33 protein-coding genes, 1 tRNA gene and 1 pseudogene are annotated in these 22,894 nt (G+C 61.3%); 18 read left to right on the top strand and 17 right to left on the bottom strand.

Annotated elements, in window-relative coordinates; translation table 11 throughout:
* The first annotated feature begins 24 nt into the window (after nucleotides 1-24).
* Both EB233_RS14690 and EB233_RS14695 read left to right on the top strand, forming a co-directional pair.
* On the top strand, nucleotides 25-993 hold the full coding sequence (locus EB233_RS14690; protein ID WP_244277583.1) for a YihY/virulence factor BrkB family protein: 969 nt from the start codon (nucleotides 25-27) through the stop codon (nucleotides 991-993).
* Between the two features lie 227 nt (nucleotides 994-1,220).
* Complete coding sequence (locus tag EB233_RS14695) at nucleotides 1,221-1,751, top strand: dihydrofolate reductase family protein (RefSeq protein WP_064988012.1); 531 nt, start codon at nucleotides 1,221-1,223, stop codon at nucleotides 1,749-1,751.
* Nucleotides 1,752-2,245: 494 nt separating this feature from the next.
* Here EB233_RS14695 and EB233_RS14700 read toward each other — a convergent pair whose 3' ends face one another.
* Nucleotides 2,246-2,995 carry an outer membrane protein gene (locus tag EB233_RS14700; RefSeq protein WP_244277584.1) on the bottom strand — a complete coding sequence of 250 codons (750 nt, stop codon included), beginning with the start codon at nucleotides 2,993-2,995 and terminating at the stop codon, nucleotides 2,246-2,248.
* 225 nt (nucleotides 2,996-3,220) lie between these two features.
* Here EB233_RS14700 and EB233_RS14705 point away from each other — a divergent pair, with 225 nt between their 5' ends.
* Nucleotides 3,221-3,922, top strand: coding sequence for a GNAT family N-acetyltransferase (locus tag EB233_RS14705; protein WP_244277585.1), 702 nt, complete (start codon nucleotides 3,221-3,223; stop codon nucleotides 3,920-3,922).
* A gap of 45 nt (nucleotides 3,923-3,967) precedes the next feature.
* Here EB233_RS14705 and EB233_RS14710 read toward each other — a convergent pair whose 3' ends face one another.
* From EB233_RS14710 to EB233_RS14720, 3 genes are all read right to left on the bottom strand, one after another.
* The gene (locus EB233_RS14710) at nucleotides 3,968-4,969 is read right to left on the bottom strand and encodes an aldo/keto reductase (RefSeq protein ID WP_064988014.1); all 1,002 of its coding nucleotides are present in this window, start codon (nucleotides 4,967-4,969) and stop codon (nucleotides 3,968-3,970) included.
* Nucleotides 4,970-5,066: 97 nt separating this feature from the next.
* Nucleotides 5,067-5,252 (bottom strand): hypothetical protein, encoded by a 186-nt coding sequence (locus tag EB233_RS14715; protein WP_171892235.1) that lies wholly within the window; start codon nucleotides 5,250-5,252, stop codon nucleotides 5,067-5,069.
* A 157-nt stretch (nucleotides 5,253-5,409) separates the two neighbouring features.
* Entirely contained in the window at nucleotides 5,410-5,694 is a 285-nt protein-coding gene (locus tag EB233_RS14720) for a hypothetical protein (RefSeq protein ID WP_081293977.1), read from the bottom strand.
* Between the two features lie 268 nt (nucleotides 5,695-5,962).
* Here EB233_RS14720 and EB233_RS14725 point away from each other — a divergent pair, with 268 nt between their 5' ends.
* The gene (locus EB233_RS14725) at nucleotides 5,963-6,208 is read left to right on the top strand and encodes a hypothetical protein (protein ID WP_064988017.1); all 246 of its coding nucleotides are present in this window, start codon (nucleotides 5,963-5,965) and stop codon (nucleotides 6,206-6,208) included.
* Nucleotides 6,209-6,303: 95 nt separating this feature from the next.
* Entirely contained in the window at nucleotides 6,304-7,416 is a 1,113-nt protein-coding gene (locus EB233_RS14730; protein ID WP_155765283.1) for a sensor histidine kinase, read from the top strand.
* A 49-nt stretch (nucleotides 7,417-7,465) separates the two neighbouring features.
* On the opposite strand, the gene EB233_RS14735 is transcribed toward EB233_RS14730, so the two are convergent.
* The gene (locus EB233_RS14735; protein ID WP_027052481.1) at nucleotides 7,466-7,672 is read right to left on the bottom strand and encodes a hypothetical protein; all 207 of its coding nucleotides are present in this window, start codon (nucleotides 7,670-7,672) and stop codon (nucleotides 7,466-7,468) included.
* 227 nt (nucleotides 7,673-7,899) lie between these two features.
* Between EB233_RS14735 and EB233_RS14740 the strand changes: the two genes are divergently transcribed.
* Complete coding sequence (locus EB233_RS14740) at nucleotides 7,900-8,055, top strand: hypothetical protein (protein ID WP_167335223.1); 156 nt, start codon at nucleotides 7,900-7,902, stop codon at nucleotides 8,053-8,055.
* A gap of 422 nt (nucleotides 8,056-8,477) precedes the next feature.
* On the opposite strand, the gene EB233_RS14745 is transcribed toward EB233_RS14740, so the two are convergent.
* From EB233_RS14745 to EB233_RS14755, 3 genes are all read right to left on the bottom strand, one after another.
* Entirely contained in the window at nucleotides 8,478-8,726 is a 249-nt protein-coding gene (locus tag EB233_RS14745) for a hypothetical protein (protein ID WP_064988019.1), read from the bottom strand.
* A gap of 211 nt (nucleotides 8,727-8,937) precedes the next feature.
* Nucleotides 8,938-9,011 (bottom strand) — tRNA-Gln (locus tag EB233_RS14750).
* 36 nt (nucleotides 9,012-9,047) lie between these two features.
* On the bottom strand, nucleotides 9,048-9,344 hold the full coding sequence (locus tag EB233_RS14755) for a hypothetical protein (protein ID WP_027052483.1): 297 nt from the start codon (nucleotides 9,342-9,344) through the stop codon (nucleotides 9,048-9,050).
* 425 nt (nucleotides 9,345-9,769) lie between these two features.
* Between EB233_RS14755 and EB233_RS14760 the strand changes: the two genes are divergently transcribed.
* The 3 genes from EB233_RS14760 (at nucleotide 9,770) to EB233_RS32140 (ending at nucleotide 10,909) form a co-directional block, all read left to right on the top strand.
* Nucleotides 9,770-10,300 (top strand): MgtC/SapB family protein, encoded by a 531-nt coding sequence (locus tag EB233_RS14760; RefSeq protein ID WP_064988021.1) that lies wholly within the window; start codon nucleotides 9,770-9,772, stop codon nucleotides 10,298-10,300.
* Between the two features lie 95 nt (nucleotides 10,301-10,395).
* The gene (locus EB233_RS14765) at nucleotides 10,396-10,686 is read left to right on the top strand and encodes a hypothetical protein (RefSeq protein WP_064988767.1); all 291 of its coding nucleotides are present in this window, start codon (nucleotides 10,396-10,398) and stop codon (nucleotides 10,684-10,686) included.
* Nucleotides 10,687-10,774: 88 nt separating this feature from the next.
* A complete protein-coding gene (locus EB233_RS32140) occupies nucleotides 10,775-10,909 on the top strand; it encodes a hypothetical protein (protein ID WP_272481087.1) in 135 nt (44 codons plus the stop codon).
* 83 nt (nucleotides 10,910-10,992) lie between these two features.
* Here the strand turns inward: EB233_RS32140 and EB233_RS14770 are convergent, their stop codons facing one another.
* The 4 genes from EB233_RS14770 to EB233_RS14785 form a co-directional block, all read right to left on the bottom strand.
* On the bottom strand, nucleotides 10,993-11,238 hold the full coding sequence (locus tag EB233_RS14770) for a DUF982 domain-containing protein (protein WP_064988022.1): 246 nt from the start codon (nucleotides 11,236-11,238) through the stop codon (nucleotides 10,993-10,995).
* Between the two features lie 11 nt (nucleotides 11,239-11,249).
* A complete protein-coding gene (locus EB233_RS14775) occupies nucleotides 11,250-11,486 on the bottom strand; it encodes a DUF982 domain-containing protein (protein WP_064988023.1) in 237 nt (78 codons plus the stop codon).
* Between the two features lie 119 nt (nucleotides 11,487-11,605).
* Entirely contained in the window at nucleotides 11,606-12,049 is a 444-nt protein-coding gene (locus EB233_RS14780; protein ID WP_064988024.1) for a GFA family protein, read from the bottom strand.
* 50 nt (nucleotides 12,050-12,099) lie between these two features.
* Entirely contained in the window at nucleotides 12,100-12,279 is a 180-nt protein-coding gene (locus EB233_RS14785; protein ID WP_027052489.1) for a DUF3606 domain-containing protein, read from the bottom strand.
* Nucleotides 12,280-12,877: 598 nt separating this feature from the next.
* On the opposite strand from EB233_RS14785, the gene EB233_RS14790 reads away from it, so the two are divergent.
* On the top strand, nucleotides 12,878-13,303 hold the full coding sequence (locus tag EB233_RS14790) for a DoxX family protein (RefSeq protein WP_064988025.1): 426 nt from the start codon (nucleotides 12,878-12,880) through the stop codon (nucleotides 13,301-13,303).
* A 3-nt stretch (nucleotides 13,304-13,306) separates the two neighbouring features.
* On the opposite strand, the gene EB233_RS14795 is transcribed toward EB233_RS14790, so the two are convergent.
* The 3 genes from EB233_RS14795 to EB233_RS14805 all read right to left on the bottom strand — a co-directional run bounded on the left by EB233_RS14795 (nucleotide 13,307) and on the right by EB233_RS14805 (nucleotide 15,114).
* Nucleotides 13,307-13,612 carry a hypothetical protein gene (locus EB233_RS14795; protein WP_027029924.1) on the bottom strand — a complete coding sequence of 102 codons (306 nt, stop codon included), beginning with the start codon at nucleotides 13,610-13,612 and terminating at the stop codon, nucleotides 13,307-13,309.
* A gap of 109 nt (nucleotides 13,613-13,721) precedes the next feature.
* Complete coding sequence (locus EB233_RS14800) at nucleotides 13,722-13,991, bottom strand: hypothetical protein (RefSeq protein ID WP_027052491.1); 270 nt, start codon at nucleotides 13,989-13,991, stop codon at nucleotides 13,722-13,724.
* A gap of 454 nt (nucleotides 13,992-14,445) precedes the next feature.
* Complete coding sequence (locus tag EB233_RS14805; protein ID WP_155765284.1) at nucleotides 14,446-15,114, bottom strand: hypothetical protein; 669 nt, start codon at nucleotides 15,112-15,114, stop codon at nucleotides 14,446-14,448.
* 164 nt (nucleotides 15,115-15,278) lie between these two features.
* Here EB233_RS14805 and EB233_RS14810 point away from each other — a divergent pair, with 164 nt between their 5' ends.
* Nucleotides 15,279-16,097, top strand: a complete 819-nt coding sequence (locus tag EB233_RS14810) for a hypothetical protein (protein WP_064988027.1) — start codon at nucleotides 15,279-15,281, stop codon at nucleotides 16,095-16,097.
* Here the strand turns inward: EB233_RS14810 and EB233_RS14815 are convergent.
* A pseudogene (locus EB233_RS14815) lies at nucleotides 16,094-16,558 on the bottom strand (IS1595 family transposase); the annotation flags it as partial. The gene EB233_RS14810 and the pseudogene EB233_RS14815 sit on opposite strands and share 4 nt — an antisense overlap.
* 413 nt (nucleotides 16,559-16,971) lie before the next feature.
* Between EB233_RS14815 and EB233_RS14820 the strand changes: the two are divergent.
* From EB233_RS14820 to EB233_RS14830, 3 genes are read left to right on the top strand one after another with little or no spacing between them, the layout of a single operon-like run.
* Nucleotides 16,972-17,370, top strand: a complete 399-nt coding sequence (locus tag EB233_RS14820; protein WP_064988028.1) for a hypothetical protein — start codon at nucleotides 16,972-16,974, stop codon at nucleotides 17,368-17,370.
* Nucleotides 17,363-17,752 (top strand): hypothetical protein, encoded by a 390-nt coding sequence (locus EB233_RS14825; RefSeq protein WP_064988029.1) that lies wholly within the window; start codon nucleotides 17,363-17,365, stop codon nucleotides 17,750-17,752. The genes EB233_RS14820 and EB233_RS14825 overlap by 8 nt, the downstream gene beginning before the upstream one ends.
* Nucleotides 17,640-18,404: a terminase large subunit domain-containing protein gene (locus EB233_RS14830; protein ID WP_064988030.1), complete on the top strand. Its 765-nt coding sequence runs from the start codon at nucleotides 17,640-17,642 to the stop codon at nucleotides 18,402-18,404. Before EB233_RS14825 ends, EB233_RS14830 begins: the two co-directional genes overlap by 113 nt.
* Before the next feature lies 1 nt (nucleotide 18,405).
* Here the strand turns inward: EB233_RS14830 and EB233_RS14835 are convergent, their stop codons facing one another.
* On the bottom strand, nucleotides 18,406-18,675 hold the full coding sequence (locus EB233_RS14835) for a hypothetical protein (RefSeq protein ID WP_027052498.1): 270 nt from the start codon (nucleotides 18,673-18,675) through the stop codon (nucleotides 18,406-18,408).
* A gap of 94 nt (nucleotides 18,676-18,769) precedes the next feature.
* On the opposite strand from EB233_RS14835, the gene EB233_RS31820 reads away from it, so the two are divergent.
* The 4 genes from EB233_RS31820 (at nucleotide 18,770) to EB233_RS14855 (ending at nucleotide 22,893) form a co-directional block, all read left to right on the top strand.
* On the top strand, nucleotides 18,770-20,260 hold the full coding sequence (locus tag EB233_RS31820) for a phage terminase large subunit family protein (protein ID WP_244277587.1): 1,491 nt from the start codon (nucleotides 18,770-18,772) through the stop codon (nucleotides 20,258-20,260).
* Entirely contained in the window at nucleotides 20,257-21,078 is an 822-nt protein-coding gene (locus EB233_RS14845) for a hypothetical protein (protein ID WP_064988032.1), read from the top strand. The genes EB233_RS31820 and EB233_RS14845 overlap by 4 nt, the downstream gene beginning before the upstream one ends.
* A 30-nt stretch (nucleotides 21,079-21,108) precedes the next feature.
* Nucleotides 21,109-21,636, top strand: coding sequence for a GNAT family N-acetyltransferase (locus EB233_RS14850; RefSeq protein ID WP_064988033.1), 528 nt, complete (start codon nucleotides 21,109-21,111; stop codon nucleotides 21,634-21,636).
* 510 nt (nucleotides 21,637-22,146) lie between these two features.
* Complete coding sequence (locus EB233_RS14855) at nucleotides 22,147-22,893, top strand: glycoside hydrolase family 108 protein (RefSeq protein WP_064988034.1); 747 nt, start codon at nucleotides 22,147-22,149, stop codon at nucleotides 22,891-22,893.
* The last annotated feature ends 1 nt before the right edge of the window (nucleotide 22,894 follow it).

Genomic DNA, 22,894 nt, shown 5'->3' on the forward strand with positions numbered 1-22,894 from the left:
CTATGGGACCTCGTCAGAGAAGCCGTGATCGGCTTTGTCGACGATGACGCCCTTAGTCACGGCGCCGCGATGGCCTTCTACGCCGCCACGTCGCTGGCGCCGGTCCTGCTGATCGTCGTCGCAATCGCTGGTCTGGCGTTCGGTCACGAGGCCGCGCAGCTGGCGCTGTCCGCCCAGATTTCGGGTCTAATGGGAGCGGAAAGCGCCGGTCTTCTGCAAACCGCGCTGGAAGGGGCATCCGCCAAGTCATCGGGAACCGTGGCGGCGATCGTCGGCATGGCTACCCTGTTCGTTACCGCCTCCGGCGTGTTTGGTGAAATGCAGCAGTCGCTCAACCGAATATGGAAGGTTGAACCGAAGGGAAGCTCGCTGTCGCGCCTCTTGCGCGCTCGGGCAGCAAGCCTCGGACTCGTGGCCGCACTCGGTTTCATGCTGCTCGTATCCCTGGCGGCAAGCGCGGCGATCTCCACACTCAGCCAGTTCATCAACGCTCAGTTGCCGTTCGGCACGTTCGTGCTGAGCATAGTCAACACCGCCGTGTCGTTTGTCCTGATCTCCGTGATGTTTGCCGCCATCTACAAAGTCTTGCCGGATCGAACGCTTGAATGGCGGGACGTCGCTATCGGTGCCGTAGTAACAGCTGCCCTGTTCACGATCGGGAAGTCGCTGATCGGCTGGTATCTCGGCACAAGCGCGGTCGCCTCCTCGTATGGCGCCGCCGGCGGGCTCCTGGTGATCCTGCTGTGGGTATATTACTCGTCCGAGATTTTTCTGCTCGGAGCCGAGTTCACTCGCGCATTTTCGATTCGACATGGCAGCAGGTCCGATCTGGGTCGCTTGGTCCCTGACGCCCCAGAAGATGCTGTCACCGAAGACCAGCTGGCATCTCGCACAACACGCAAGGCGGGTGCCGGTGGTGTTTTGGCGGTTGTCGCGACGGCGTGCGCAAGCGCGACGATTACGGCCTTTCTGCTGGGACCTCGCCGACCTTGACCTTATGAGGAGCCGGCAAAGCCAGGCGAATTGAAGTGAGTTGGCTGGAAGGCATGCTCGGCGTTCGGTCCCATTCTCCTGAAGAGCCAATCGCGATGGCCGACCGGCCGTTGCCGCACGCTCCAAAAACCCGATTGCAATATCAAATCAGCCGATTTACCTTGAAACTGATTGCACAATGCAATCGGAATTTCGTTCGGATACGGCTCAAGGGAAGAGGAATCAGTATGGCCAGGCTTGTCTTCGGAATGAACCAGTCGCTGGACGGCTATGTCGACCATACCGGCTTTGCGCCAGGCCCTGTGCTGTTTCGCCACTTCATCGAGGAGGCGGAGCGGCAGGCGGGCAGTGTGTACGGTCGCCAAATCTATGAGATCATGCGTTACTGGGATGACGATCATGCTGAATGGAAGGCAGATGAGCACGCCTTCGCGGCGGCGTGGCGCAAGCAGCCGAAATGGGTCGTTTCGCGCACGTTGAAATCGGTCGGCCCCAACGCGCGGCTTGTCCAAGCTGATCTGGAGAGCGCGATCCGGGCGCTCAAGGCCGAGCGCGATGGGGAGATCGAAGTTGCTGGCCCCGGCCTGGCGCGAAGCCTCACGGACCTTGGTCTGATCGACGAGTATAGGATCTACCTGCATCCCGTCGTGCTTGGTCGCGGCAAGCCGTATTTCGCCGGACCGCGACCGCCGCTCCGTCTCATGTCTCATGATCGGATTGACGGGGATGTGATCAGGTTGACCTACGTCCCTGCTTGATCCTTGTGGCTCGCCGGGCACAGTCGGACGCCGGTTTTCGGGGTCAAGCTCTCGTCGCCTACCTATCCACCATCGCCATGTCCCGCCCACCACAGCGCGGCCCTAGGATTTTTCACAGCGCGAGCGCCTCGTCCGGCGCGGCCATATCCGCGGCGTCGCGATTGCCGGCAACTGGCGAAATCGCTGGGTTGACAGGAAACGGCAGCTTCAACACATTCCGGTCGAGGGAACAAAGCGAGGACAATATCAATATGAAGAAGACTTACGAAAAGCCGGTCCTGACCAAGCGTCAGAGACTCCCGTCGATCACGGCGCAAGCCGTCCCTGTGTCGCCGACGAACAACCAAGCCTGATCGTCTCGTACGGAAATAACATGGAGCCCGCCGGCTTTAGCCGGCGGGCTCCATGCATTTAAGGCTTTCCTCTTGAGGCTCGGCGCGGACGACGATTGCGGCGGCGAAGAATCTCCGCGCACTCAAGGTCAGTTCGAGAGGTTACTGCCCCATCCCGAATTTGTATGTGACGCGCGCCATCACTGCGTCAATCTTGGCATCGGTGCGGTAGGTCTCCGGATTTGCTCCAAGGTTGCCATTATCAAACACGTTGTTGCCGGTACTGGTCTTGGAGCCAAGATCGATGTGGGTGTAATCCACGCCCAGCGATATGTTGTCGGTTATGGCATAATCGAGACCGGCGCCGAGCGCGTAGCCGCTTTGCCAATCGTTCTTTTCATATGTAACCAAGGCATTATTGTCGCGCGCCGTGAACTTTACCTTGCCGCCGGCGTAACCGGCCTTGGCATAGATCAGGACCCGATCAAAGGCATAGCCGATGCGCCCGACGGCCGTGACGTAGTTGGAGATCTTGCCGGTTTCCGTGTCGCTGTCCGGGAAGTAGGGGCTGACGATGGTCTTCTTTATCCCCGTGGCGGTCCAACTCGCTTCGCCACCGAAAACAAACTGGTTCCACTGATACTGCGCACCGATGTGAGCACCGCCGGCAACGCCGGCCTTGTTGAAGTCGAAGCCTTCCGTGCCCGCAGGCACCGCATCTGTAAAAAAGCCACCGTCAGGTTGCGTCACGTCGGTCGCGTTGATGTCGCCGTTCGCCACACCAAGATGCGCGCCCGCGTAGAAACCGCTCCAGTCGTAAGTCGAGCCGACGATGGGGCTCACCATATCGGCTGCCGACGCGCTGCTTACGCCGAGCCCAGCAACCGCAAGAATTGCAAGAAATTTGTACACTGACTTCTCCCGTTCCCTAAAACCCTCAACTGGGAGAATATGTCAGGGTGCGATATATTACTGTGGTATTTTAGCCTCACTTGTCCAAAATGAATGCAGCTGAATATTGTCTCATCACAACTTATCGCGGTTATTTCACATTCGTCTAATATACTCTTCCCACTCCAATCAGATCGTCCTCCACTTTGTGCTGTCAAAAGCAGCCGCCGACGGCGTACAGCTCTCGTGGAGCAGCCGTCATCTGCCGTCCGGGATCCGAAGCTTGCCGATCCCTATGTCTTCGACAATCTGAGCCGCGGCCCATTTGCTCCCAAGATTTCCAGGCACGTTGCGTTGCCGCTGCCTCAGGTCGATAGTGCTTCCATGGAGGAAGTTCCCAAGCTCACCACACAAAGGCTTGTGCTTCGGGCGCCGAGCGAGCGTGATATCCCGGCTTGGTTTGCGCGCGCAACGGATGTCGAATCCGCATCCTTGGCCGGCGATCCTGTTCCAGACGACACAAGCGCTGGCGAGCGATGGCTCGCCCGTTCGCGCCAGCGTTTCGCCGACGGCAGGGCGATCCAGTGGTCGATAGACCGGGTAGGGGTATCGGACGCGATCGGGACGATAACCCTGTCGTTTGGTGCAGCCGGCGCCAAGACGGCCGCATTGGGATTTGTCCTGGCGCGTGCGCATTGGGGGCGCGGGCTGGGCAGCGAGGCGGCGCGCGAAATCCTGTGCCACGCTTTTGAGACTCTGACGCTTGAACAGGTCACGGCCGAGGCAACGGCGCGCAATTTCGCGTCGCTGCGGATGCTGGCGAAGCTCGGCTTCAAACATGTCGAGAGCTTCATCGATGAGTTCGACGGCGAGCGCTGCGAGCGTTTTGCGCTCGACGTGAACATCGGATCGTCACTGTTGGCGAACAACGCGATGCAAGACCGGTAGGCTGTTAGCCATCCGCCCAACAAAGATTGCTTTCGACGGAGTGCGCTAGCGATCCACCATCGCCATGCCGCGCTCATTATAGCGAGGCCCGGAGATCTTTCCTGGTGCCAGCGCCTCGTCGAGTGCCGCCATTTCGGCGGCGTCGAGTTTCAGCGAGGCGGCGGCGACATTCTCTTCCAGATATTGTCTGCGCTTGGTGCCGGGGATCGGCACGATGTCGACGCCAAAACCGGTGCCCTTGTGCAGCAGCCAGGCAAGTGCGACCTGGCCTGGCTTGACGCCTCGCGCCGCCGCGATGTCGCGCACCTTGGCTGCGGCCTTGACATTGGCGTCGTAGTTTTGGCCCTGGTAGCGTGGGTCGTTGCGGCGGTAGTCGCTCTTGGGATAATCCTCGGCACGCTTGACGTCGCCGGTCAGGAAACCGCGACCGAGCGGCGAGAACGGCACCAGGCCGATGCCGAGTTCCTTGAGCAATGGGTTGATCTCGGGTTCCAGATTGCGCTCCCACAGCGAATATTCGCTTTGCACCGCCGAGACCGGAAAGGCGGCGTGCGCCCGGCGGATGTTGGCGGCGCCTGCCTCCGACAGGCCGAAGAAGCGCACCTTGCCCTCGGCGACCAGCTTGCCGACGGCGCCGGCGACATCCTCCATCGGCACGTCAGGGTCGACACGGTGCTGGTAAAGCAGGTCGATATGGTCGGTGGCGAGCCGGCGGAGCGAGGCTTCCACAACCTCGCGGATGTGTTGCGGCCGGCTGTCGACCCCGGTCTGCTTGCCGTCTTCGATGCGGAAGCCGAATTTGGTGGCGATCGTTACCTCACCGCGCTTGCCCTTCAGCGCCCGGCCCAGCAATGCCTCGTTAGTGTGCGGGCCATAGACCTCGGCGGTGTCGAGGAAGGTGCAGCCAAGCTCGATGGCGCGGTGCAGCGTGGCGATGGATTCGGTCTCGTCGGCGGGACCGTAGGACTGGCTCATGCCCATGCAGCCGAGGCCGATGGCCGAGACCCGCAGCCCCTGGCTGCCGAGCTTGCGCGTTTTCAGGGTCATGGATGAGGTTCTCCGGCGGGACTGCAGGGAATATAGCGTCCGCCTGCTCGATTCCCACGACCGATAGCTGACAAATTGGTGATCTTTGGAACCAAGCTCACATATGCGAGGTGATGTCGCGCGCCGCGACCGGCTTGGGTTTATGCGCCGGCAGTTGCCTTGTCGTCTGGTGAGCGACGTGGGGCGCCGTCCTGATCGGTTTCACAGTGGCCGGTGGTTGCGCCTTGCGGCGCTTGAGCCAGCTGGCGGACAGGTCTGCCAGGAGACCACGCAGATTTTTCACGACATCCTCCTCTGTCAAGACGATGCAGCAATTTCCGAAGACCGGACTCGTTCCACGCCATGAAGGCGAAACCGCACCGGTTGGTTATCTTATCCCGGTTCCAAGCGAGAGCGCCACGCGCTTTTGCAGGGAAAACCGGTGCACACTTTACCTGGAATCAGGAGTGAGGCCGGTTACGAAAGTCTGGGCCGGAATCGGCGGCGAGCCCGCTTTCCAGCAGGCACGATCCGCCCAGGCCGTCGAATTCGATCGCCGCGCCAAGCGCTTGGGCAGCGTTCAGGACCAGATGTTCGACGTCTTCCAGAGCGACATTCTCGGCCAGATTGGAGACCCTGACCTGTTCGGCTATCGCGGTGATGTTGACTATACCTACCGTCTTGAAGGCCGTGTGAACCGCTGATGACACGTCATTGCGCAATTGCTCGGAAAATTGGTACCGCATGAAAACCTCCCAAAAGGTCCGATTTTTCGTTGAGTTTGCACCATGCGCCCAATGGTCGGTCATGGCAAGCGCATAATTAGAAAAAATCAAAATAAATCAATAAGTTAGCATAGACATGCAAACGTGCTATCGGCGCTTTATGCGCATCATGGGCGTAATGCGCCGGTTACACGTCGACCGCACTTGACGCGTTCTGGGGCTCTGCCTAATTATTAGTCGAGTTAGACATAGTCTAACTCGATGCGTTTTGGCCCGATTGCGAGGAAACATGGCCGAACTGGAGCGTCCGCAACGCCTGCAGATCATGCTGACGACGGAGGAACTGATGGCGCTGGAGAACTGGCGCTATGACAAGCGCATGCCCAGCCGGTCGGCGGCCGTGCGGGAATTGCTGCGGCGCGGCCTTGCCGCGGAAGGCTTCCTGACGGCCGAACAAGGCCTCAAATCGCAGAGTTTCGGCGTCATCAATGGCGCCAGCGAGAACCGCGGTTCTGCCGACGAGACATCGGATTGAGGTGTTGCCTGCCGGATGCCTGAACCCGGGGCTTTCGCCTTGCCTCGATCCGCCTTCGCGCTATCTGAATGACGATGAAGGAATTGCGGGCGCCGATGGCTGACGAGGGGAACGACACCAGGCAGAATGCAACCGTCGATGCGCGGCTCGCGGCGATAGTCGATTCCTCCTTCGATGCCATTATCAGCAAGGATCTGAACAGCGTCATCAAGAGCTGGAACCAGGCGGCCGAACGCATGTTCGGCTACAGCGCCGAGGAAGCCATCGGCCAATCGATCCTCATGCTCATTCCCGACCACCTCAAGGGCGAGGAGGTGGAGATCATCAGCCGCGTCCGCAGCGGCGATCGCGTGGCGAGCTACGAGACGACACGAAGGCGCAAGGACGGCGTGCTGATTGCCGTCTCGCTGACGGTGTCACCGATCAAGAACGCCGATGGCGAGATCGTCGGCGCCTCGAAGATCGCCCGCGACATTTCCGCCATCAAGGAGAGCGAGCGCCGGATCCGGCTGTTGATGCGGGAGGTCAACCATCGGGTCAAGAACCAGTTCGCGGTCATCCTGTCGATGGTCAGGGAGACGAGCAAGCGCTCCAGCGACCCGCGCGAATTCGAGGAACTGATCCGCGCCCGCATCATGGCGCTGTCGCGCTCGCACGATCTGCTCGTCACCTCGGAGTGGGCGGGAGCGAGCCTGTTCGACCTGATCCAGGAACATTTGAAGCCGTTTGGCCGTGAGGGGCAGATCCTGCTGTCCGGCCCGGTGCTGACGCTGCAGTCGAACGCGGTGCAGGCCCTCGGCATGGCGTTCCACGAACTCGGCACCAACTCGTCCAAATATGGCGCGCTGGGCAGCGAAGGCGGACGGGTCGAGATCACCTGGACCACAGGCTCGGGCACTCAAGTTTCCTCCAGCGCCCGGGGCGCCGCTGCTTCGGCCGAGCGAGAATTCCAGTTGCTCTGGAAGGAGATATCGACGCCTCCTCAGGGCGACGGGGGCGATGAGATTTCGCGCCCCGACGATACGCGCAAGGGCTTCGGCACCGTTGTCCTGCAGCGGGTGGCGCCGCAGTCGCTCGGCGGCTCCGCCGAGCTGGAACGCTCGCCCGGCTATCTCAGCTGGCGGCTCAGCGCGCCGCTGGCAGCGATCATCGTGCCGCAAGCCAGCGCCGAAGCCGAGGACGCCGCCGCGCTGGGCTTCGGCATCTAGCGTTTCGTCTGGTCCCGGGAAAGGCGTCTCACGCTTTTCTGTGATTGCTTCAGAGGATGTTGGTCGTCACCTCGACGATGATGGCGGCGCCGTCCAATGTGCCGTCCGGGACATGCACCACGCGCGACACCCGCAGATCCTGCGGACTTCCGTCTACCGAAAGCGAAACGCTTTCCCCGATCCGCGGCACCGCCTGGAAAACAGCGTCGGTGGCGTCCGGCCGGTTGTCGATGGATATGCGGCAGTTGACGGTCATGAGAAGTCTCCTGTGCTGGCCATGCCCGGAGTTCAACGCAGGGTGGATGAAATGGTTTCAGGCGGACCGGTTCACCGGCGCGGGCAAAGGGGCAAAGGGCTGCGGCCCCGCTGGTCTGGAAATCAGCGCGCCGGGGCTTGACCAGCCGGGGTCGAGAGCCGGCTGACAATCACATGCATATTTGCTAATATATAGAAGCGTGCAAACGAGGGAGATAACGGCCATCAATGACTGAAAAGCCGGCCACAACCTACGTGGTGAGCGTCTTTGAAAAATCCAGATGGCGTACGGTCCTGACCACGACGGACAAAACCAAGGCCTTGGCGCTCGCGAAAGAGATCGGCGACAAGGTGCGGGTCGACGAGATCATACCGAAGCCTTGAGGCGTCGAAGACGCCAGCCACGGATGAGCAGGGAACATCAGGTGGCGCTGAGAGTTGGTTTTGCGGCAGGGGTTCCAACGCCCCGGCAAGTCCCGCGATCCCTAGGGGCGCCCGCCGCCGCCGTGAATGGGGCGGCGGGTCTCTCACCAAGGTGATCACACCATATTGCAATTGGATAAAGTAACGGAACGTCCAATGCACGATACCGGAACCAAAGCGGTTACGTCGGACCTTTGTCGGAGGACGATAGGACCTTGGTCCCGATAGGAATAGCCCGCCACAGGAGCGACCCGCGGCGGGCTTTCGGAGTGGCTACATCCCGAAGGAATCGACCGCTTGTGGCCGTACTGTGAACCCGATGACCGCGTTAGCCTATGGTGTGATCACGGAAGCCGGGATCGGGGCTCGCCGCAGGTCGGTCTCTAAAGCCCGAAAGACTGCGGAAAAGGGTTCATGTCATACCCGAGGCGGGGCTCGGGATTGGCTTTGGTGTCAGTGCGCGGCGTGGCCAGGGTGCCAGTTGCACTACAGTCCAGTTTTGCTGCCACGGCGGCCTTGATCGACAGACCTGCACATGCGTTGGCTGTGACCGTTGCTTTCTTCTTTTCGTGCGCCACGGCAGCACTTGATGCGGCAAGGATGAGCGCCGCGCAAACGATGGCGATTTTCATTAGTTGCCCCTATTTTAGATATACCTAATACAAAGTTAACGTAACGTCACCTGCCCGTCAATCGAAGGGTTCAAACCGTCTGCGCCATTTGCCGGTATCCGATGTGCCAGGAGCAGGCCTATGACAACAACGGCTGCTGATAGCCAAGCCCAAAGGCTTCTCCGCTCTTCGGGCCCATTGTCATCAAAGCATCCGACAAACTGATCTTGGCTGGTTCCCGCTCATGGGCTCGAACCACGATTCACGCCTTCAAAGGGCGCTGTCCTACCATTAGACGAAGCGGGAGAAGCTCGGATGTTATGGAGCCGCGGCGGCGGCCCGTCAATTCGGGAAGTTGTCGACCGGTTCCTCGCAGCGGTAGACCGGGCAGTGCCCGTCGCGCGCCGGGATATAGGCCGACATCGGCACATCAGGCCAGTCGCACTCATTTCCGAACTGCCTGACGTAGCGGTCATAGGTGTTCGGGCCGGTGGTCAGCACCACGGCGCGATGGCTCTGGATCATGGCCTGGATCGCGGCACAGCTCATGGCGCGGCTGTCCGGCCGGGCCTCGGCCAAAGTGGTCGCCGCAAGGAGGGCGCCCAGGGTCATCAGCAGGACTGGAAGGCGAGCGGACATGACGATTTCTCTGCGGTCTGATGCGGGATGCATTGTTCCACAAAACCCGCTACCTGTCCGCAGGTTCCACCACAGCCGCCCGTAGCGCGGCGCGGCGGGCGCCAGCGCAACCAAATCGCGCGTCGCGCATTGCTGCGAATGGACAGCAGGAAGCCATACGAAACGCCGCGATGGTGGCCCGGAAGCGAAGGCACGGAAGCCATGTGCTGTTCCTTCTGCGGCGGCCGCGACCACCGCTATGACGACTGTCCGCAAAGAAGCGATCCGCCTGCCGCATGGCCCGACGACGAGGAAACCGGACTGCCGCAAGTCCGCTAGGAACGGGCCGGGAAAGTGCCAGCTCCAGGAATGCCCGCCCGACCTCGATGCCGCCGACGGAACCGTGGTGCTTCGCCCACGTTGTGGCCGTCAACCCAGGGGAAATCATGGAACAGCTCGTCGAGGAATTCGGCCATCCCACCTACACCTCGTTTCCGGTTATCGCGGCGCGGCTGCTGCTGGCGACGCTTTACGGGGCCGTCATTGGCTTCGAGCGCGAATGGCGCAATCGCCCCGCCGGTCTGCGCACGCATATTCTCGTCTGCGTCGCCGCCGCCACGTTCGGCATCCTGACGGTCGAGATCGTCCATGCGCCGATGTTCGCGCAGGAGGCCGTCAAGGTAGACCCGATCCGCGTGGTCGAGGCGGTGACCGCCGGCGTCGCCTTTCTCGCCGCCGGCTCGATCCTGTTTTCGCGCGGCGAGGTCCATGGGCTGACGACCGGGGCCGGCATGTGGCTCGCCGGCGCGATCGGCGTCGCCTGCGGCCTGGGCTTATGGCAGGTGGCCGGGTTCGCGACGCTTATCGTTTTGATCGTCGCGGGGCTTCTGCATCGGCTCCAACCGCGTGCCGGCCTTGTGGAAGACCAGGACGAGGAGAAACCCGCATCGGCATCCGCCAAACGTCCGCGCGGCTAGGATTTGTCCGCCGGAATTGGTGCCAACCTTTTTGGACGGCGAGCGTTGTCCCTGCGAGGCCGCAGCGGGCGGTCGTGCAAGACAAGGAGGCCGAGATGAAACCTCTCGCCATCGCGTCGCTGGTGCTGGCCCTGGCCGTGCCTGCGGCGGCACAGACAAATCAGCAGCAGAACCCGACCCAGGCCGACAAATGCCGCGTCGAGACCGATCAAGCCGGCAAACAGCAGACCGGCAACGGCAATCTGACCGAAAAGCTCAACGATTGCGGCGGCGTGCTGAAGCCGCCGGCGACCGGCGACCAGGGCATGGCCGCGCCTGCGCCCGACGAAGGCAAGACGCCGGTGATCAAACCGGGCCAGGTGCCGGCCCAGCCCCCGGCGAATTGACGCCGCCCGGCAAGTTAATCTCGTGCCGTGCCGGAACTCAGCTTCAGATGAAACGTTTCTTTAACGACTTCTAATTTGGGAGATGATCGTGAGAGATATCGCCGGCACCGCCACGTTTATTGCCTCTATCGCCATCGCCATCGTGCTGATGTTGATGGCGCCGAAGGGCTTCGGATTTGATGCTTCCCATCCGATCGTGCATGGCGATCTACCCGCGGAATAATCAGAACCCGGCTCCCGCAAAAAGCAGGCGACGCCATCGCCTGCTTTTTTTGTTGGAAGTTCGTTTAGGCTCCTTGAGTGAAGCTACCGAACCAGAAGGCCGGCGTGGTCGCACAGCGCGGTGAAAGCCTCCTGTGCCTCTGCCGCGCCGGCCTTGTCTTGCAGCGCCGCCTCGATCTTTTCGCGAGCGGCCTGGTAGAAGGGGCCGCGGCTGGCATGCGGCCAGTCGATCAGGATTTCACTGGCGTCCTGAAGCGTCGTCAGCTCGCGGATCGTGTCCGAGCCATGCGGCCTGATACGAATCGGTGACGACAGCCTGATGTCGGCCATTGTTGTTCCCGCTATTGGAGGATGTGGGCTTCGCGCGCGGCGTCGATCATCGCCCGCATCGCCTTTGCCGGTGGCGTCCAGCCATCCAGCGCGTCGCGGCAACTGCGCAGTGCCGCCCGGTATCGCCGGCCGTGGACGGCGGGCCAGTCGCCGAGGCATTCCAAGCCCTCCCAGGCGCTGCGCACCAGGCGCTCGCGCTCGGGGGCGAATTTCAGGCGGATGGGTCGGGGAAACATCTTGTCGTTCAACGCTCGTCTCCGTGGCATGTCGGCCCTGAGCGAACTGGCTGTTCGTCAGAACAGCGCGCTGAAGGGCCGCCGGATAACGTCGCCGTCAGGGGAGGGTTCCGGGCCCGAACGATGAATTTTCAATCGTGCGCGACGGCGTCCGACAAAGGTCTTGGCGCCGGTGGTTCAGCCTCTTCCGATCTGGGCCGGTCATGCTCGAACTGCTCGGTGCCGGGCAAGGCATGCAGCCAGGTTTCGCGGCGGTTGATCCACAACTCATAGGCGGGGACAAGGTCGGTCGGCGCGACGTCGAGGCTGCCGAGCATCACCTCGACCTCGGTGTCGTCGACCCAGGCCACGCGGCTGCCGCAAGTCGGGCAGAAGCTGCGCGTGCCGTAAGAGGCGACCTCACCCGATGCCTCGTAAGCGTCGCGGGGAAAGATGGCGAAGGCCGAATAGACCGAACCGCCCGCCTTGCGGCAGTCCTTGCAGTGGCAAAGACCGACCCGCTTAGGCTGGCCGGTGACGACGAAATGCACGCCGCCGCACAGGCAACTGCCGGTCCTGCGTGGGGTGTCGGACATGGTTGCGGCCCTCCATTGTCGCCAGTCTGGCTTCTCGTGGCCGCCGCCGCCTAGCCGCGCGCGGCCATATGGTTGTCGAGTTTCTTGCGCGACGGCCCGTAGCGCTTGATGATGGTCTGCGCTTCGCTCTGCGGGATGCCGTATTTGCGCGCGAACGCGGCGACCTCATAGGTCTCCTCGCTCGAGACCAGCTTGCGGTCCTGCTTGATCTTCGATTTGTCGTCGGGCATGCCGGGCCTCGCTTTCTGTCAGCCGCATGATCACGCGGACACCAGTATATAGGATACCGCGGTCCTACATAACAGCGATCGGCGCTGGCGGTTCCATGGCGGGCGGCGGACGTGGCTCGCCCGACGCCAACCGCAAAACGCCGGTCAGGCGGCTGGATCGGCGGGATTGGCGCCGTGCTGCCCGGTCTCGGCGCATTCGGCGCAGGGCGCGCTGGCGCCGGGACAGCCGCGCTGATGGGTGCCGGCGGGACAGCAAAGGCCGTTGGACCTTGTCCAGCGCGGGCATTGGAAAACCTGCCCGGTGCCGCCGCAGCCGTTGCACTCAAGGACCGGTGACCGGACCAGATAGGACTGCGTCCCGAACTTTACGCTCGCGCCCAAAACTAAAACCCACCCAATTCGCTGCACAGGACAGACCTGTGCATTAGCCCCTGCTAAGAATATCACGGTGCTGGTTACGGACAAGTTTCAGGATCTGAATGCGGGCGCCGGGCGCCTGCCGCGCGGGCCGCGGCGAAAAAAATCGAGGATGCGTGTCGGAAACGGCGCCGCCAGTGCGTCCTTGGGTCGAAGCCATTCCAAACCCTGGAGAGACAGCATGCCGGATATCACTCAATCGCCGTGGCAGACCGCGGCCCTTCTCATCGCCCGCCTGATCTTCGCCGCCGTCTTCCTCATGGGTGTGGCCTTCAAGTTCATGGATATGGGAGCCACCGCCGGCTACATCGCCGCCGCCGGCTTCCCGTTTCCGCTGTTTCTGGCCTGGTGCGCCGCGATCCTCGAGACGCTGCTGGTGCTAGCCTTCCTGACCGGCGCCTTCCTGACCCCGGCCGCCCTCGTCGGAGCGGTCTATGTCACGTTTCTCGGCTTTGCCTTCCATGGCCCCTCGCACTGGGCCGCGAACCAGGCCGAGTTCGGCGCCTTCATGTCGCATTTCCCGTTCGCCGCGGGCCTGCTTTTCGCCGCCGTGCACGGGCCGGGCCGGGTGCTGGCGCTGAACCCGGGCTGGCCGGGCAGGGCGTGAACCTCACAGCTGGTCGTTATAAGGCTCCTTCATCTGGCCGACCATGCGGGCCAGTTTCGAGAAGGACGGCATGTCGGCCTCCGGCTGGCATTGATTGGCGAGTTCCAGCAGCCGGATCGGGAAATTGACGGCGTCGCGGCTCGACGCCGACATGCCGCCGGATCGCTCCTCGCCGGTCTCGCCGGCCTCGGCCTTGCGCAAGGCGATGTCGATCTCTTGCGACGTCAGCACGCCCTTGCGGACCAGGACGTGGTTGATCGATGCGACGGCCATCAGCAGGCCTTCGAGTTGCAGGTTGGCGACGTTCATGAAGATTGCTCCCTCGATTGATCCAAGTTCATCCAGGTTCAAACGCGCGAGCCGTGGTTCCGATCCGGAGGGAGGCGCCGGGCCGGGTGCGGGCCCAGGGGCAAGCGGCTTATTCCCGCGTCAACTGCTCGCCATATTCGCGCCACACCGCCTTGACGTCCAAGCTGTCGAGGCGCGGGATCGACGGGTCGCCGCAATCCACGGCGGCGGTGCTGATGTCGTAGTTGGGAAAGGCGTTGGCGAGGAAGCGGATCGCTTCGCCCAGCGAGTTCACGCGGATGACTGGATCTGCCTGGCCCTGGCCGGTGCTGCGCACACCGGAGACCGTGGCTGGAGCATGCCGCATCCTGTAAACGGATGCCATGGCTGGTCTGTCCATCGTCCTCTCCCACAAAGGCCGTGACGGGAATCATTCCATGCGCTTCGACTAATGATCCCACAACTGCGGGGTTGTGAAAAGCCGGCTAGCGATTGTGCGGTTTTCCGGCCAGCGAGCACCGCTTCGATTGTCCGGTGAGGGCTGTTGTGCTATGATTTCATCCACGGTGCTGATTTGCGCCGCCGACCCGCCGCCGAGGCGGGTTTTGTTTTTTGGGTATCCCGCGGGCGATGCTGGCAGCGTTTTGCATTAGGAATTTTTTCCCAACTGTATACTTGAGAAAGTATTGGAAAATGTCCTATGATTCGAGCCGACAGGCCCGGCACTGAAAAGATTGAGGAAATTGAGCCAATTGAGATCACGCCCGAAATGATCGAGGCGGCGGTCTACGAGCTGAAGTAGGGCGAAGCGCGCGAGCTAGCAGATATTGCTCGCGCCGGTTACGTGGCTATGGTCACGGAGGAGCGCGTTGGGCGTCGCAAGGGATAGATTCAGCCTCTTCCAAGAGTTTTTGCATGTAGGCGATAGCTAGGGTTCCCACCGCACCGGGTGACGTATCGTCAAGTTGCATCTGCAAATGTTCGGTCGGAGGGTTGAAGCTGTCACTGAATCTGTCATCGGTGACCGTTACCAGCCTCAAACGATGGTCAATTGAAGTCTGCAAAACCTTTGATGTCACATCTCGCTCTGGCCCTTGCCCGTCCTTGACTGTGATCTTGACGGCCCTTGGCTCGGCACCGTCTTGGTTTTTGAATTTGAAATCAATCCCAGTCTCACCCAACCCCAATGCCCCGCCCGAATTGATCGAAAGACCTTGCGGCGCACTGACAGTTACATCTGCTAAGCCGTGCGTGTCAGAGTCGCGCGCATGGTGAAGGTAAGATAACAGGGGGTCCGTCCTTCTCAGATGCTTTACGCGACCAAACCACGCGGTGCATCGCCCGCAGCACTTTGCCCCTTGTTCAAGTTTCGAGTGGGCTCCAGATACGCCAACGAGAAAGCCCCACCAATGGCGGCGAGCGACTTCAACATCGGACGCCGCGTCGGACGCTTTAAATGCGTCTAGGGCGTCTTGAGCCGAGAGTAGACGTTGGGCTGCCTGATGAACGGATTTCGGTATCATGAACACTCCAGACCCAAACAAGACCGACGAAGCCAAGTTCAACGAGACGCTGAAGCGGATGCTAAAGACCCCGCCAAAGCCGCACGAGCAAGACGTAAAAAGAAAAACCGAGTCAAGAGTCGCGAACGCTGGCAAAACTAGCACGAATAAGTCAAAATTGGCGCATGGTCGAGACTGACGGAACGCTCTTAGTAGAGCTAAAGAACCAAAACCCAATAGAACTGCGCGACTTGACGCTGAGCTTTTTGGCTCTTGGTCAAGCATACGAAGATTATGTCGTCTCGGCCGGACACGAACATATCGCAGGCAATGTACGCCTCTATGTCAAAGAACTCAGATCCGGTAGCGTAATCGCTGAGCTAATGGCTGGAGCCGATCAAGCTCACGCCTTTTTCGACAATATTGAGACCATTGCGGGGTTCGTAACCAGCCTAAATGATGTTCTCCAGTTCTTTCTAGGTTTACCCCTTCCGACGGCACAACCTCCGACAAAGAAGTTGGCTGAACAGCTAAATCAAATAATTGAGCCGGTCGCAAAAGATGGTGGGGCGCAATTTATAATCCAAGTGAATGGGGACTTTCATTTGGACAAGAGAGTGACGATAAATTCCCGCGACGCAAACGCCGTCCAAAATCAGATTGGTCGCTTCCTATCGGCAAGCGTACCACAGGATGCCACTTTGCGCGGCGAAGTGCTTTACCTGCGTCGAGTGAGCGACGAAACGAAAGGGAACATAGGCGACAAAGGCACAATAGAGCGCCTATCGCCAAAACTCGTGCCGCTTCGTTTTGACAGTCACGCCGCAAAGCAGATGATTCTCGACCAGCCCTACCCCTTCCGGGCCGCTTTCGTTGTTGACGTGGACGTGCGTACCGTCTCCGGCCGCCCGGCTCTTTACCGCATCCTTGATGTCACGGACGTTATTCCCCGTCCCGACGTTGACGGCGACGAAGCGCCAGAAGACGGCGAACCTTCTGCTTAGGCGAGATCGCCTTCGTTAATCCGCCGATAGGTAAGGCGCTTGCCTTCGATCATCGCAAGCAACTGGTCGTGGCGTTCGGTGTCTGTCACCTTAAGCGCGGTGCGGCGATTGTAGCGGAAGTCGAATTCGGCAAGATAACGGTGAAGATGGGCTTCGCCGCAATGCTGGTAGACGTCAACCATGCCGCGCTTGAAGACTGAGAACAAGTTTTCAATCGTGTTCGAATGGATCGAAACGCCGTCCTCATAGCGGACGTATTCGCCAGCGGAATGGTTGGTCGTCTTGTGTGAGGCGTATTCCTCGCCGGTCACGGTGTAGAGCTTGGACTGATCCGTGTAGAGGGTCGATTTGCGGTCGGCATTGCGGACCAGGATATCGCGCACAACAGCCTTGGTGGCGTGCTGGACGTGAACCATGCGGGCTTTGCCGCCACGCTCGACAAGACCAATAACCGTGCGCTTCGGCTTCATCTTGTGCTTCAAGCTCTGCTGGCCTTGAGGCGAGAGAAAATCGCGATCAATTAGGAATTTTTTCTTATAATCAGTTGACCGGGTGAGGGCAGCCATGCTACATATTTGTCCATGGTGCTGATTTGCGCCGATGACCCGCCGCCGAGGCGGGTTTTGTGTTTCTGGCGATCCTTTCAGTGAGATCGCAGTGGTTGCCGATCTTGAACGCTGGCGGGACAGCGCCCCCCTCTGGCCTGCCGGCCATCTCCCCCACAAGGAGGGAGATTGGCAGCTTGGGCGCCTCGCCATCCTTGCGGCGTAGGCGATTGGTGAAAGCCGAGATGACGGCTGATCTCCCCCCTCGTGGGGGAGATGCCCGGCAGGGCAGAGGGGGGCGCCCAGAACGCGACCTTTGCGAGACTCCAATGACCCACCGCTACGCCACGATCATCACCGACGATGACGGCCACGAAATCGTCAGCGCCATTGGCGCGTTCGAGGGCCCGGCGCCACAGGCGCGGCTGGGCCGGATCGAACAGGTCGCGCTCGGCGTGCTGATCGGCATGGTGCGGGATGCTGGCGGCGGCTTCGGTTTCCCGCAGGCAGGCATCGCTGGCCGTGCCGTCGGTCTTGTCGTGGCGAGGCTTCGGGCGCAAACCGCTGCGGCAAAGCCCGGCAGACCTGCCGGCGCGGCGCAGTCGCGGGCGACGAAGCGCACGCGGAAGGTGAAGAAGAAGGCCGCGCGCGCGAAGAAGCCGGTGCGACCGGCTAAGGCGCCAGTGTCCGCCGGCGATGTCGCCGCTCCCGGTCATGTCCATGACTGACGAGACCAGGCCGGCGCGCCGCAAGACACGGCCGGCCGGGCGCAAGCCATCCGCCGCGCCGGCTTCCGTGCCCCGCCCGAAGCGCACGAAGAAAACGCTGGGCGACGATTTCCTCGCCGCCGTGCGGGCCGATTTTCGCGCGCATGGCGCCGGCGTCATCGCCGAGGTGCGCGCCGACAAGCCCGACCAATATCTGAAGATCGTGCTTTCGGTGCTGCCCAAGGATTTCCCTGTGCTCGGCACCATTAACCAACTGGACGGGCTGAGCGATGAGGAAATCCGCAGCCGTATCCGTGGCCTCGAAGCCGTGCTCAAGCCGTTCCTCGAAGAGCCCGCTGACGGCGGCGAAGACGGAATATCTGGCGCTGCTGGCGGAGCTTGACCGCCGGCGCCGCACAAACCTGCTGGCGACCTACACGCCGTATCAGCGCCAGGCCGAATTCCATGCGGCAGGTTCCGTCAACCGCGAACGGCTGTTCATGGCCGGCAACCAGCTCGGCAAGACCAGGGCCGGCGGCGCCGAATGGGCGATGCACCTGACCGGGCGTTATCCCGCGTGGTGGCAAGGCAAGGTTTTCGACGGCGCTGTGCGGCTCTGGGCCGCCGGCGTCACCGGCGAGGGCACGCGCGACAATCCGCAACGCGTGCTGGTCGGCCCGCCGCAGCAGCAGGCGGCCTGGGGCACCGGCATGATCCCGGCCGATGCCATTTTGCAGACCATCATGGGCCGTGGCGCGCCGGGCGCGCTCGACAGCGTCGTGGTGCGCCATGGCGGCGGTGGCGATGTGCAGGCCGGCGAGAGCGTGCTGTCGTTCAAGAGCTTCGAGAAAGGCCGCGAGAAATGGCAGGGCGAGACGCTGCACGGCGTCTGGTTCGACGAGGAACCGCCGCTCGACATCTATTCCGAAGGCCTGACCCGCACCAACGCGACGGGCGGGATTACGATCGTGACGTTCACGCCGCTGCTCGGGATGAGCGACGTGGTGTTGTTGTTCTTGTCGGCGGGTGAGGTGGAAAGGATGGTGAAGGGCTAGCCTATGGATACTGGCTGCCGGCGAGCTGTCTCGCGCGGGCCTTGGGATCGGTGGCTTTCCGCGTCAGCGGTTGGCACCATATCCTTGTGTCGCCCTTCTGATTGGACCAAACATTGCACACTTTGTACGGCGTGTCCGGGGCACAAACGTTGTGCTTCTCCCCGGCATAGTCGATGATCTTGCAGGTCTGCTTGCTTGTATCATAAGGCACGTTCGATTGGCACGCCGACGTGCTGGCGGCAATGGCCACGACAATTGCTATCCGGATCATGTATGGTCCCCAAATCCCCAAGCAACCATGCGCCGGATCAACAGTATAAGCAATGGCGGTTGTTCGGCTCTGCGGAATATTATGGCAAGATGAAATGTCCCGACACGTTACTTTCATGACCATCGACGATGCAGCGCATTATTCGGTTGAGCAGCGCGCGGCGATCGTTGCCGCCTATCCCGAGCATGAGCGCGAGGCCCGCGCCCGGGGCATTCCGGTGCTGGGCTCGGGGCGCATCTTTCCGGTGGCCGAGGCGCTGATCGCCTGCGAGCCGTTCCGGCTGCCGCGCTACTGGCCGCGCATCGGGGCGCTGGATTTCGGCTGGGACCATCCTTCGGCGGCGATAGAGCTCGCCTGGGATACCGAGGCCGATGTCGTCTATGTCACCAAGGCGGCGCGAGCCTCGCAGCAGACGCCGGCCATGCAGGCGCTGACGCTCAAGCCTTGGGGCGAATGGCTACCCTTCGCCTGGCCGCGCGACGGCCGCCGCGAGACGCTGGAGGGCGCCGGCGTGGCGCTCGCCCGGCAATATCAGGCACACGGGCTGAACATGCTGTCGCGCCACGCGCAATTCCCCGATGGTTCGGTGTCTGTCGAGGCCGGGCTGATGGAGATGCTCGACCGAATGCAATCCGGCCGCTTCAAGGTGTTTTCGACCCTTGGCGACTGGTTCGAGGAGTTCAGGCTTTTCCATCGCAAGGACGGCCAGGTGGTGAAGTTGCGCGACGACCTGATGGCGGCGACGCGCTACCGCAAGCTGACGCTCGCCTATGTCAGCGGCGCCGGCTCTTTGCCGACGGCGGCAAGTGGCATCTGGCTGATGTTCGATCGGGCAGGCGACAAGGGGGCGGATGGGCTGGGGGCAGGTGATTTCGTCGGGCCGGCTTCTTCGGTGGCCGACAATATGGTCACGTTTGCCGGAACAACGGGGAAGGTGGGCAAGGACAGCGGCATCAAGGCGACTGATCTGATTGCCGGCCCGGCCTCCGCGGTTGCTGATAACATCGCCACGTTCAACGGGACCACGGGCAAGATCGCCAAGGACAGCGGCGTTGCAGTATCCAGTCTGGCGCCTAAGGCCAGCCCGACGTTTACAGGCACACCAGCCGCGCCGACAGCCGCGCCTGGGACGAACACGACGCAAGTGGCGACGACGGGATTTGTCAAGTCGGCGATCGATCTCGTGCTGGGTGGCGTGTCGGCGGCATTTGATACGCTGGCAGAGATTGCTGCGGCGATGATGCAGAAGGCAGCGGACAATACCGGCATCACGGCGGGGTTCACGTCGACCGCAGTAAATGATGGCACCAAGTCATCCGGGACTTACGCGCCTTCCCCTCTTGGTGGCAATCTTCGCTATATCAGCAACGGCGGTGCATTCACCCTGGCGGCGCCGTCCCAGGTCGGGGACTATTCGATGGTCATCCAGATCGCCAACAGTGCCACCGCCGGTGCCGTCGCTTTCAGCGGATTTGCCGTCGCCCTTGGCGGAAGCGCTCTAACGACCACCAATGGCAGCAAGTTCAACTTGTACATCACCAAGCTCAACGGTGCTGTGACCGGCAACATCGAGGCGCTGCAATGATCCCGTTCGTGAACCCGCAGCCTCTGTATCTCTTGCGTCGCAAGGTCGTCGATTTGGTAAGGGATGCGGGTTTGATCTCGTCCCTTCAGATGTGCTTCGACCCAGGTGACAGGTTCAGCTATCCCGGAAGCGGACAAACGTTTTTCGATGTAAGTGGCAACGGCTACCAGATGACACTTGGCACATTGGCGACGCCATCAACCGACGATCCCACATTCAACGGCAGGGCTGACGGACAATCCTCTGGCGAGTTCTTTTCGTTCGATGGCGGGGACATACTTCAGTTGACAGCAAACGACACATTCGTCCAATCTTTGCACAAACTTGGAGCCAGCTTCACTTTTCTGGTCATCGCGGCTGGGTTTACAGCCGGATCAGAGGGTGTGTTGCTCAATACGAAGGGCGGAGCCCGCAATTCTGTTCAGGTGGGAACCAACATCTATAAGACTACCGCCAATTTCCTCGCATCGATCGTGGGCGGGGTTTCAGGCGGCGCTCTGGAGGTTGGCACGGTGCAAACTGTCGCGGCTACTGGGACGCAGATGCTGGCCGTTGGGAGGCAGTTGATCAGCACCACGAACCGTGTCACCGACTTCTATATCAATGGGGTTTGGGAAAGTAAGGTCGATACGGCATCGGCGACGCTTTCCACTTCTGGTGCAACTGCCGCTATGACCTACGGTGTTGCCGGAGATGGGGGATCCAAAGTACCTGCGGGTCACGCTCTGTCAGCTTTGACAATGTTCAACCGACGCCTTACCCAGGCAGAACTCGACGCGCTTCGCACCTCTTTCAAGCGCCGCTGGCCCTCAATCTAAATGGCATCTCGATACTTGTTGGAACGACGCATGGAACAATCTCGCGCATTGGTCCTCCGCCCTGGCCTGGTTGGTGATACCGATGCTATTGCCGAAATCGACATGGCCGAATTGCGCGCTGAGAAGCTGGGACCCGGTAAGCTTGCTGGATTCATACGCAATGAGAATGTGATCGTCGCGGAGGTAGGTGGTGAAATTGCGGGCTTCTGCGTGCTTTTGTATCGGCCTGAAAGACTGATGGCGGTGCTCGAAGCTATCGCGGTGTTGGTGAATTTTGCACGTCAAGGAGTGGGCCGAACGCTGTTGGAAGCCGCAGAGCGGGAGGCCACAAATCGGGGGTACCGATCTCTTCAACTCCATGTGCGTGCCGATAACAAGCGGGCGATAGACATCTACCGAAGGTCCGGGTTTCGTCGCCTGTGGCGCATCAGGCGTAAGCCGGAAATCTACCTTGATGAAATTGTTGCGATCCGCATGCGTAAACGCTTGCGACCTTCCGACAAGCAACTGACTGACACACTGTCAGCGTTCATGAGGCTGCTCCGACTACGGAGCTAAAACACGGTCGGCCTTGTCAGTGCCCTCGATCCGGCCATCATCCTCGCAGCATAAAGGCGCTCTAAATCCCCATCATCTCCTGACGTCACAACCGCCCGATCTACGGGCTGCGTGAGGGCCGATGCCACCAAAGGCCGATCTGCGCAAGATCGGGGATGACCAGGTCGATGAGTTCCGGATTGCACGCTATGACGTGCGATTGGCGGCAATAAAAGTGTTAATCGGACCAAAGAAACTCGGCTGTTCAGCCATGATCTTTTCGCCACTCCACTCCCACCAGCGGATAGCGAGCAAGCTCGCGATCTGGTCTTCGGTAGATGCGTGCTGCGGCAGCTGCTCTGGCTGTGGAACTCGTCCAAAACCGAGCTTGATTACGAGTTTTCAAAAAAATCGCATCAGTCCTGAGCCATAGGTTGGTGGCCATCGTTCGGGCATTTCCGCAGGCGGCCCACCATACCCAAGATCTGTAACGTCTTAACAGCCTGAGCTCCGAGTGGAAAGGAACACCCCATGGACCGCAATTTCGCGCGGGCGCTTGCGCTTGTCTTGAAATCCGAGGGCGGCTGGTCGGACAATCCGGCCGACCCTGGCGGCGCCACTATGAAGGGCGTCACGCTAGCGAACTTTCGCCGCTATGTGAAGGCCGATGCCAGCAAGGCCGATCTGCGCAAGATCGGCGATGGTCAGGTCGCGACCGTCTACCGGCGCTTCTATTGGGACGCCGTGGCCGGCGCCGAACTGCCTGACGGCGTCGACTATGCCGTGTTCGACTTCGCCGTGAACAGCGGGCCGGGCAGGGCGGCCAAATACCTGCAGGCAAGCGTCGGCGTCTCGCAGGACGGGCGCGTCGGTCCGGCGACGCTGGCGGCGGTCAGGGCAAGACCGGCCGGCGTCGTCGTCGACCAGCTTTGCGATGCGCGGCTGGCGTTTCTCAAGCGATTGTTGACTTGGGCGACATTCGGGCGCGGCTGGTCCGATCGCGTCCGATCGGTGCGGACAGATGCCCTGCTGATGTCGGCCCCGGCGACAGTGTCCGCACCCGTGCAACCTGCCACACCAGTGCCTCGGCCAGTCCCGACGCCGCCCTCGGTCGAAACACCCGCCGGCAACGCGCCCGCGGCCGAGCCGGCGTTGCCGGCACCTGTCGGTTCCGGTGTGCCGACTGCCGCCAAGGCAGTCGGGATCTTCGCCGCCGTCCTGCTCATCGCCTATGCCGCCTGGCATCACATTGCCGTCGCCCTGCAAGGGATCTTCTGAC

The sequence above is a fragment of the Mesorhizobium erdmanii genome (assembly GCF_013170725.1).
In the GTDB taxonomy this organism is placed as follows: domain Bacteria; phylum Pseudomonadota; class Alphaproteobacteria; order Rhizobiales; family Rhizobiaceae; genus Mesorhizobium; species Mesorhizobium erdmanii.

Excerpts from the sequence above, each read along its gene's own strand:
- EB233_RS14725 (WP_064988017.1), top strand. The coding sequence starts at position 5,963 with ATGGCCGAACTGGAGCGTCCGCAACGCCTGCAGATCATGCTGACGACG.
- EB233_RS14770 (WP_064988022.1), bottom strand. The coding sequence starts at position 11,238 with ATGGCCGACATCAGGCTGTCGTCACCGATTCGTATCAGGCCGCATGGC.
- EB233_RS14790 (WP_064988025.1), top strand. The coding sequence starts at position 12,878 with ATGCCGGATATCACTCAATCGCCGTGGCAGACCGCGGCCCTTCTCATC.
- EB233_RS14740 (WP_167335223.1), top strand. The coding sequence starts at position 7,900 with ATGACTGAAAAGCCGGCCACAACCTACGTGGTGAGCGTCTTTGAAAAA.
- EB233_RS14820 (WP_064988028.1), top strand. The coding sequence starts at position 16,972 with ATGACCCACCGCTACGCCACGATCATCACCGACGATGACGGCCACGAA.
- EB233_RS14785 (WP_027052489.1), bottom strand. The coding sequence starts at position 12,279 with ATGCCCGACGACAAATCGAAGATCAAGCAGGACCGCAAGCTGGTCTCG.
- EB233_RS14825 (WP_064988029.1), top strand. The coding sequence starts at position 17,363 with ATGACTGACGAGACCAGGCCGGCGCGCCGCAAGACACGGCCGGCCGGG.
- EB233_RS14730 (WP_155765283.1), top strand. The coding sequence starts at position 6,304 with ATGGCTGACGAGGGGAACGACACCAGGCAGAATGCAACCGTCGATGCG.
- EB233_RS14760 (WP_064988021.1), top strand. The coding sequence starts at position 9,770 with ATGGAACAGCTCGTCGAGGAATTCGGCCATCCCACCTACACCTCGTTT.
- EB233_RS14755 (WP_027052483.1), bottom strand. The coding sequence starts at position 9,344 with ATGTCCGCTCGCCTTCCAGTCCTGCTGATGACCCTGGGCGCCCTCCTT.
- EB233_RS14695 (WP_064988012.1), top strand. The coding sequence starts at position 1,221 with ATGGCCAGGCTTGTCTTCGGAATGAACCAGTCGCTGGACGGCTATGTC.
- EB233_RS14810 (WP_064988027.1), top strand. The coding sequence starts at position 15,279 with ATGGTCGAGACTGACGGAACGCTCTTAGTAGAGCTAAAGAACCAAAAC.
- EB233_RS14720 (WP_081293977.1), bottom strand. The coding sequence starts at position 5,694 with ATGCGGTACCAATTTTCCGAGCAATTGCGCAATGACGTGTCATCAGCG.
- EB233_RS14745 (WP_064988019.1), bottom strand. The coding sequence starts at position 8,726 with ATGAAAATCGCCATCGTTTGCGCGGCGCTCATCCTTGCCGCATCAAGT.
- EB233_RS14830 (WP_064988030.1), top strand. The coding sequence starts at position 17,640 with ATGAGGAAATCCGCAGCCGTATCCGTGGCCTCGAAGCCGTGCTCAAGC.
- EB233_RS14805 (WP_155765284.1), bottom strand. The coding sequence starts at position 15,114 with ATGATACCGAAATCCGTTCATCAGGCAGCCCAACGTCTACTCTCGGCT.
- EB233_RS14845 (WP_064988032.1), top strand. The coding sequence starts at position 20,257 with ATGATCCCGTTCGTGAACCCGCAGCCTCTGTATCTCTTGCGTCGCAAG.
- EB233_RS14800 (WP_027052491.1), bottom strand. The coding sequence starts at position 13,991 with ATGGACAGACCAGCCATGGCATCCGTTTACAGGATGCGGCATGCTCCA.
- EB233_RS31820 (WP_244277587.1), top strand. The coding sequence starts at position 18,770 with ATGTCCCGACACGTTACTTTCATGACCATCGACGATGCAGCGCATTAT.
- EB233_RS14795 (WP_027029924.1), bottom strand. The coding sequence starts at position 13,612 with ATGAACGTCGCCAACCTGCAACTCGAAGGCCTGCTGATGGCCGTCGCA.
- EB233_RS14835 (WP_027052498.1), bottom strand. The coding sequence starts at position 18,675 with ATGATCCGGATAGCAATTGTCGTGGCCATTGCCGCCAGCACGTCGGCG.
- EB233_RS14710 (WP_064988014.1), bottom strand. The coding sequence starts at position 4,969 with ATGACCCTGAAAACGCGCAAGCTCGGCAGCCAGGGGCTGCGGGTCTCG.
- EB233_RS14735 (WP_027052481.1), bottom strand. The coding sequence starts at position 7,672 with ATGACCGTCAACTGCCGCATATCCATCGACAACCGGCCGGACGCCACC.
- EB233_RS14850 (WP_064988033.1), top strand. The coding sequence starts at position 21,109 with ATGGAACAATCTCGCGCATTGGTCCTCCGCCCTGGCCTGGTTGGTGAT.
- EB233_RS14855 (WP_064988034.1), top strand. The coding sequence starts at position 22,147 with ATGGACCGCAATTTCGCGCGGGCGCTTGCGCTTGTCTTGAAATCCGAG.
- EB233_RS14765 (WP_064988767.1), top strand. The coding sequence starts at position 10,396 with ATGAAACCTCTCGCCATCGCGTCGCTGGTGCTGGCCCTGGCCGTGCCT.
- EB233_RS14780 (WP_064988024.1), bottom strand. The coding sequence starts at position 12,049 with ATGTCCGACACCCCACGCAGGACCGGCAGTTGCCTGTGCGGCGGCGTG.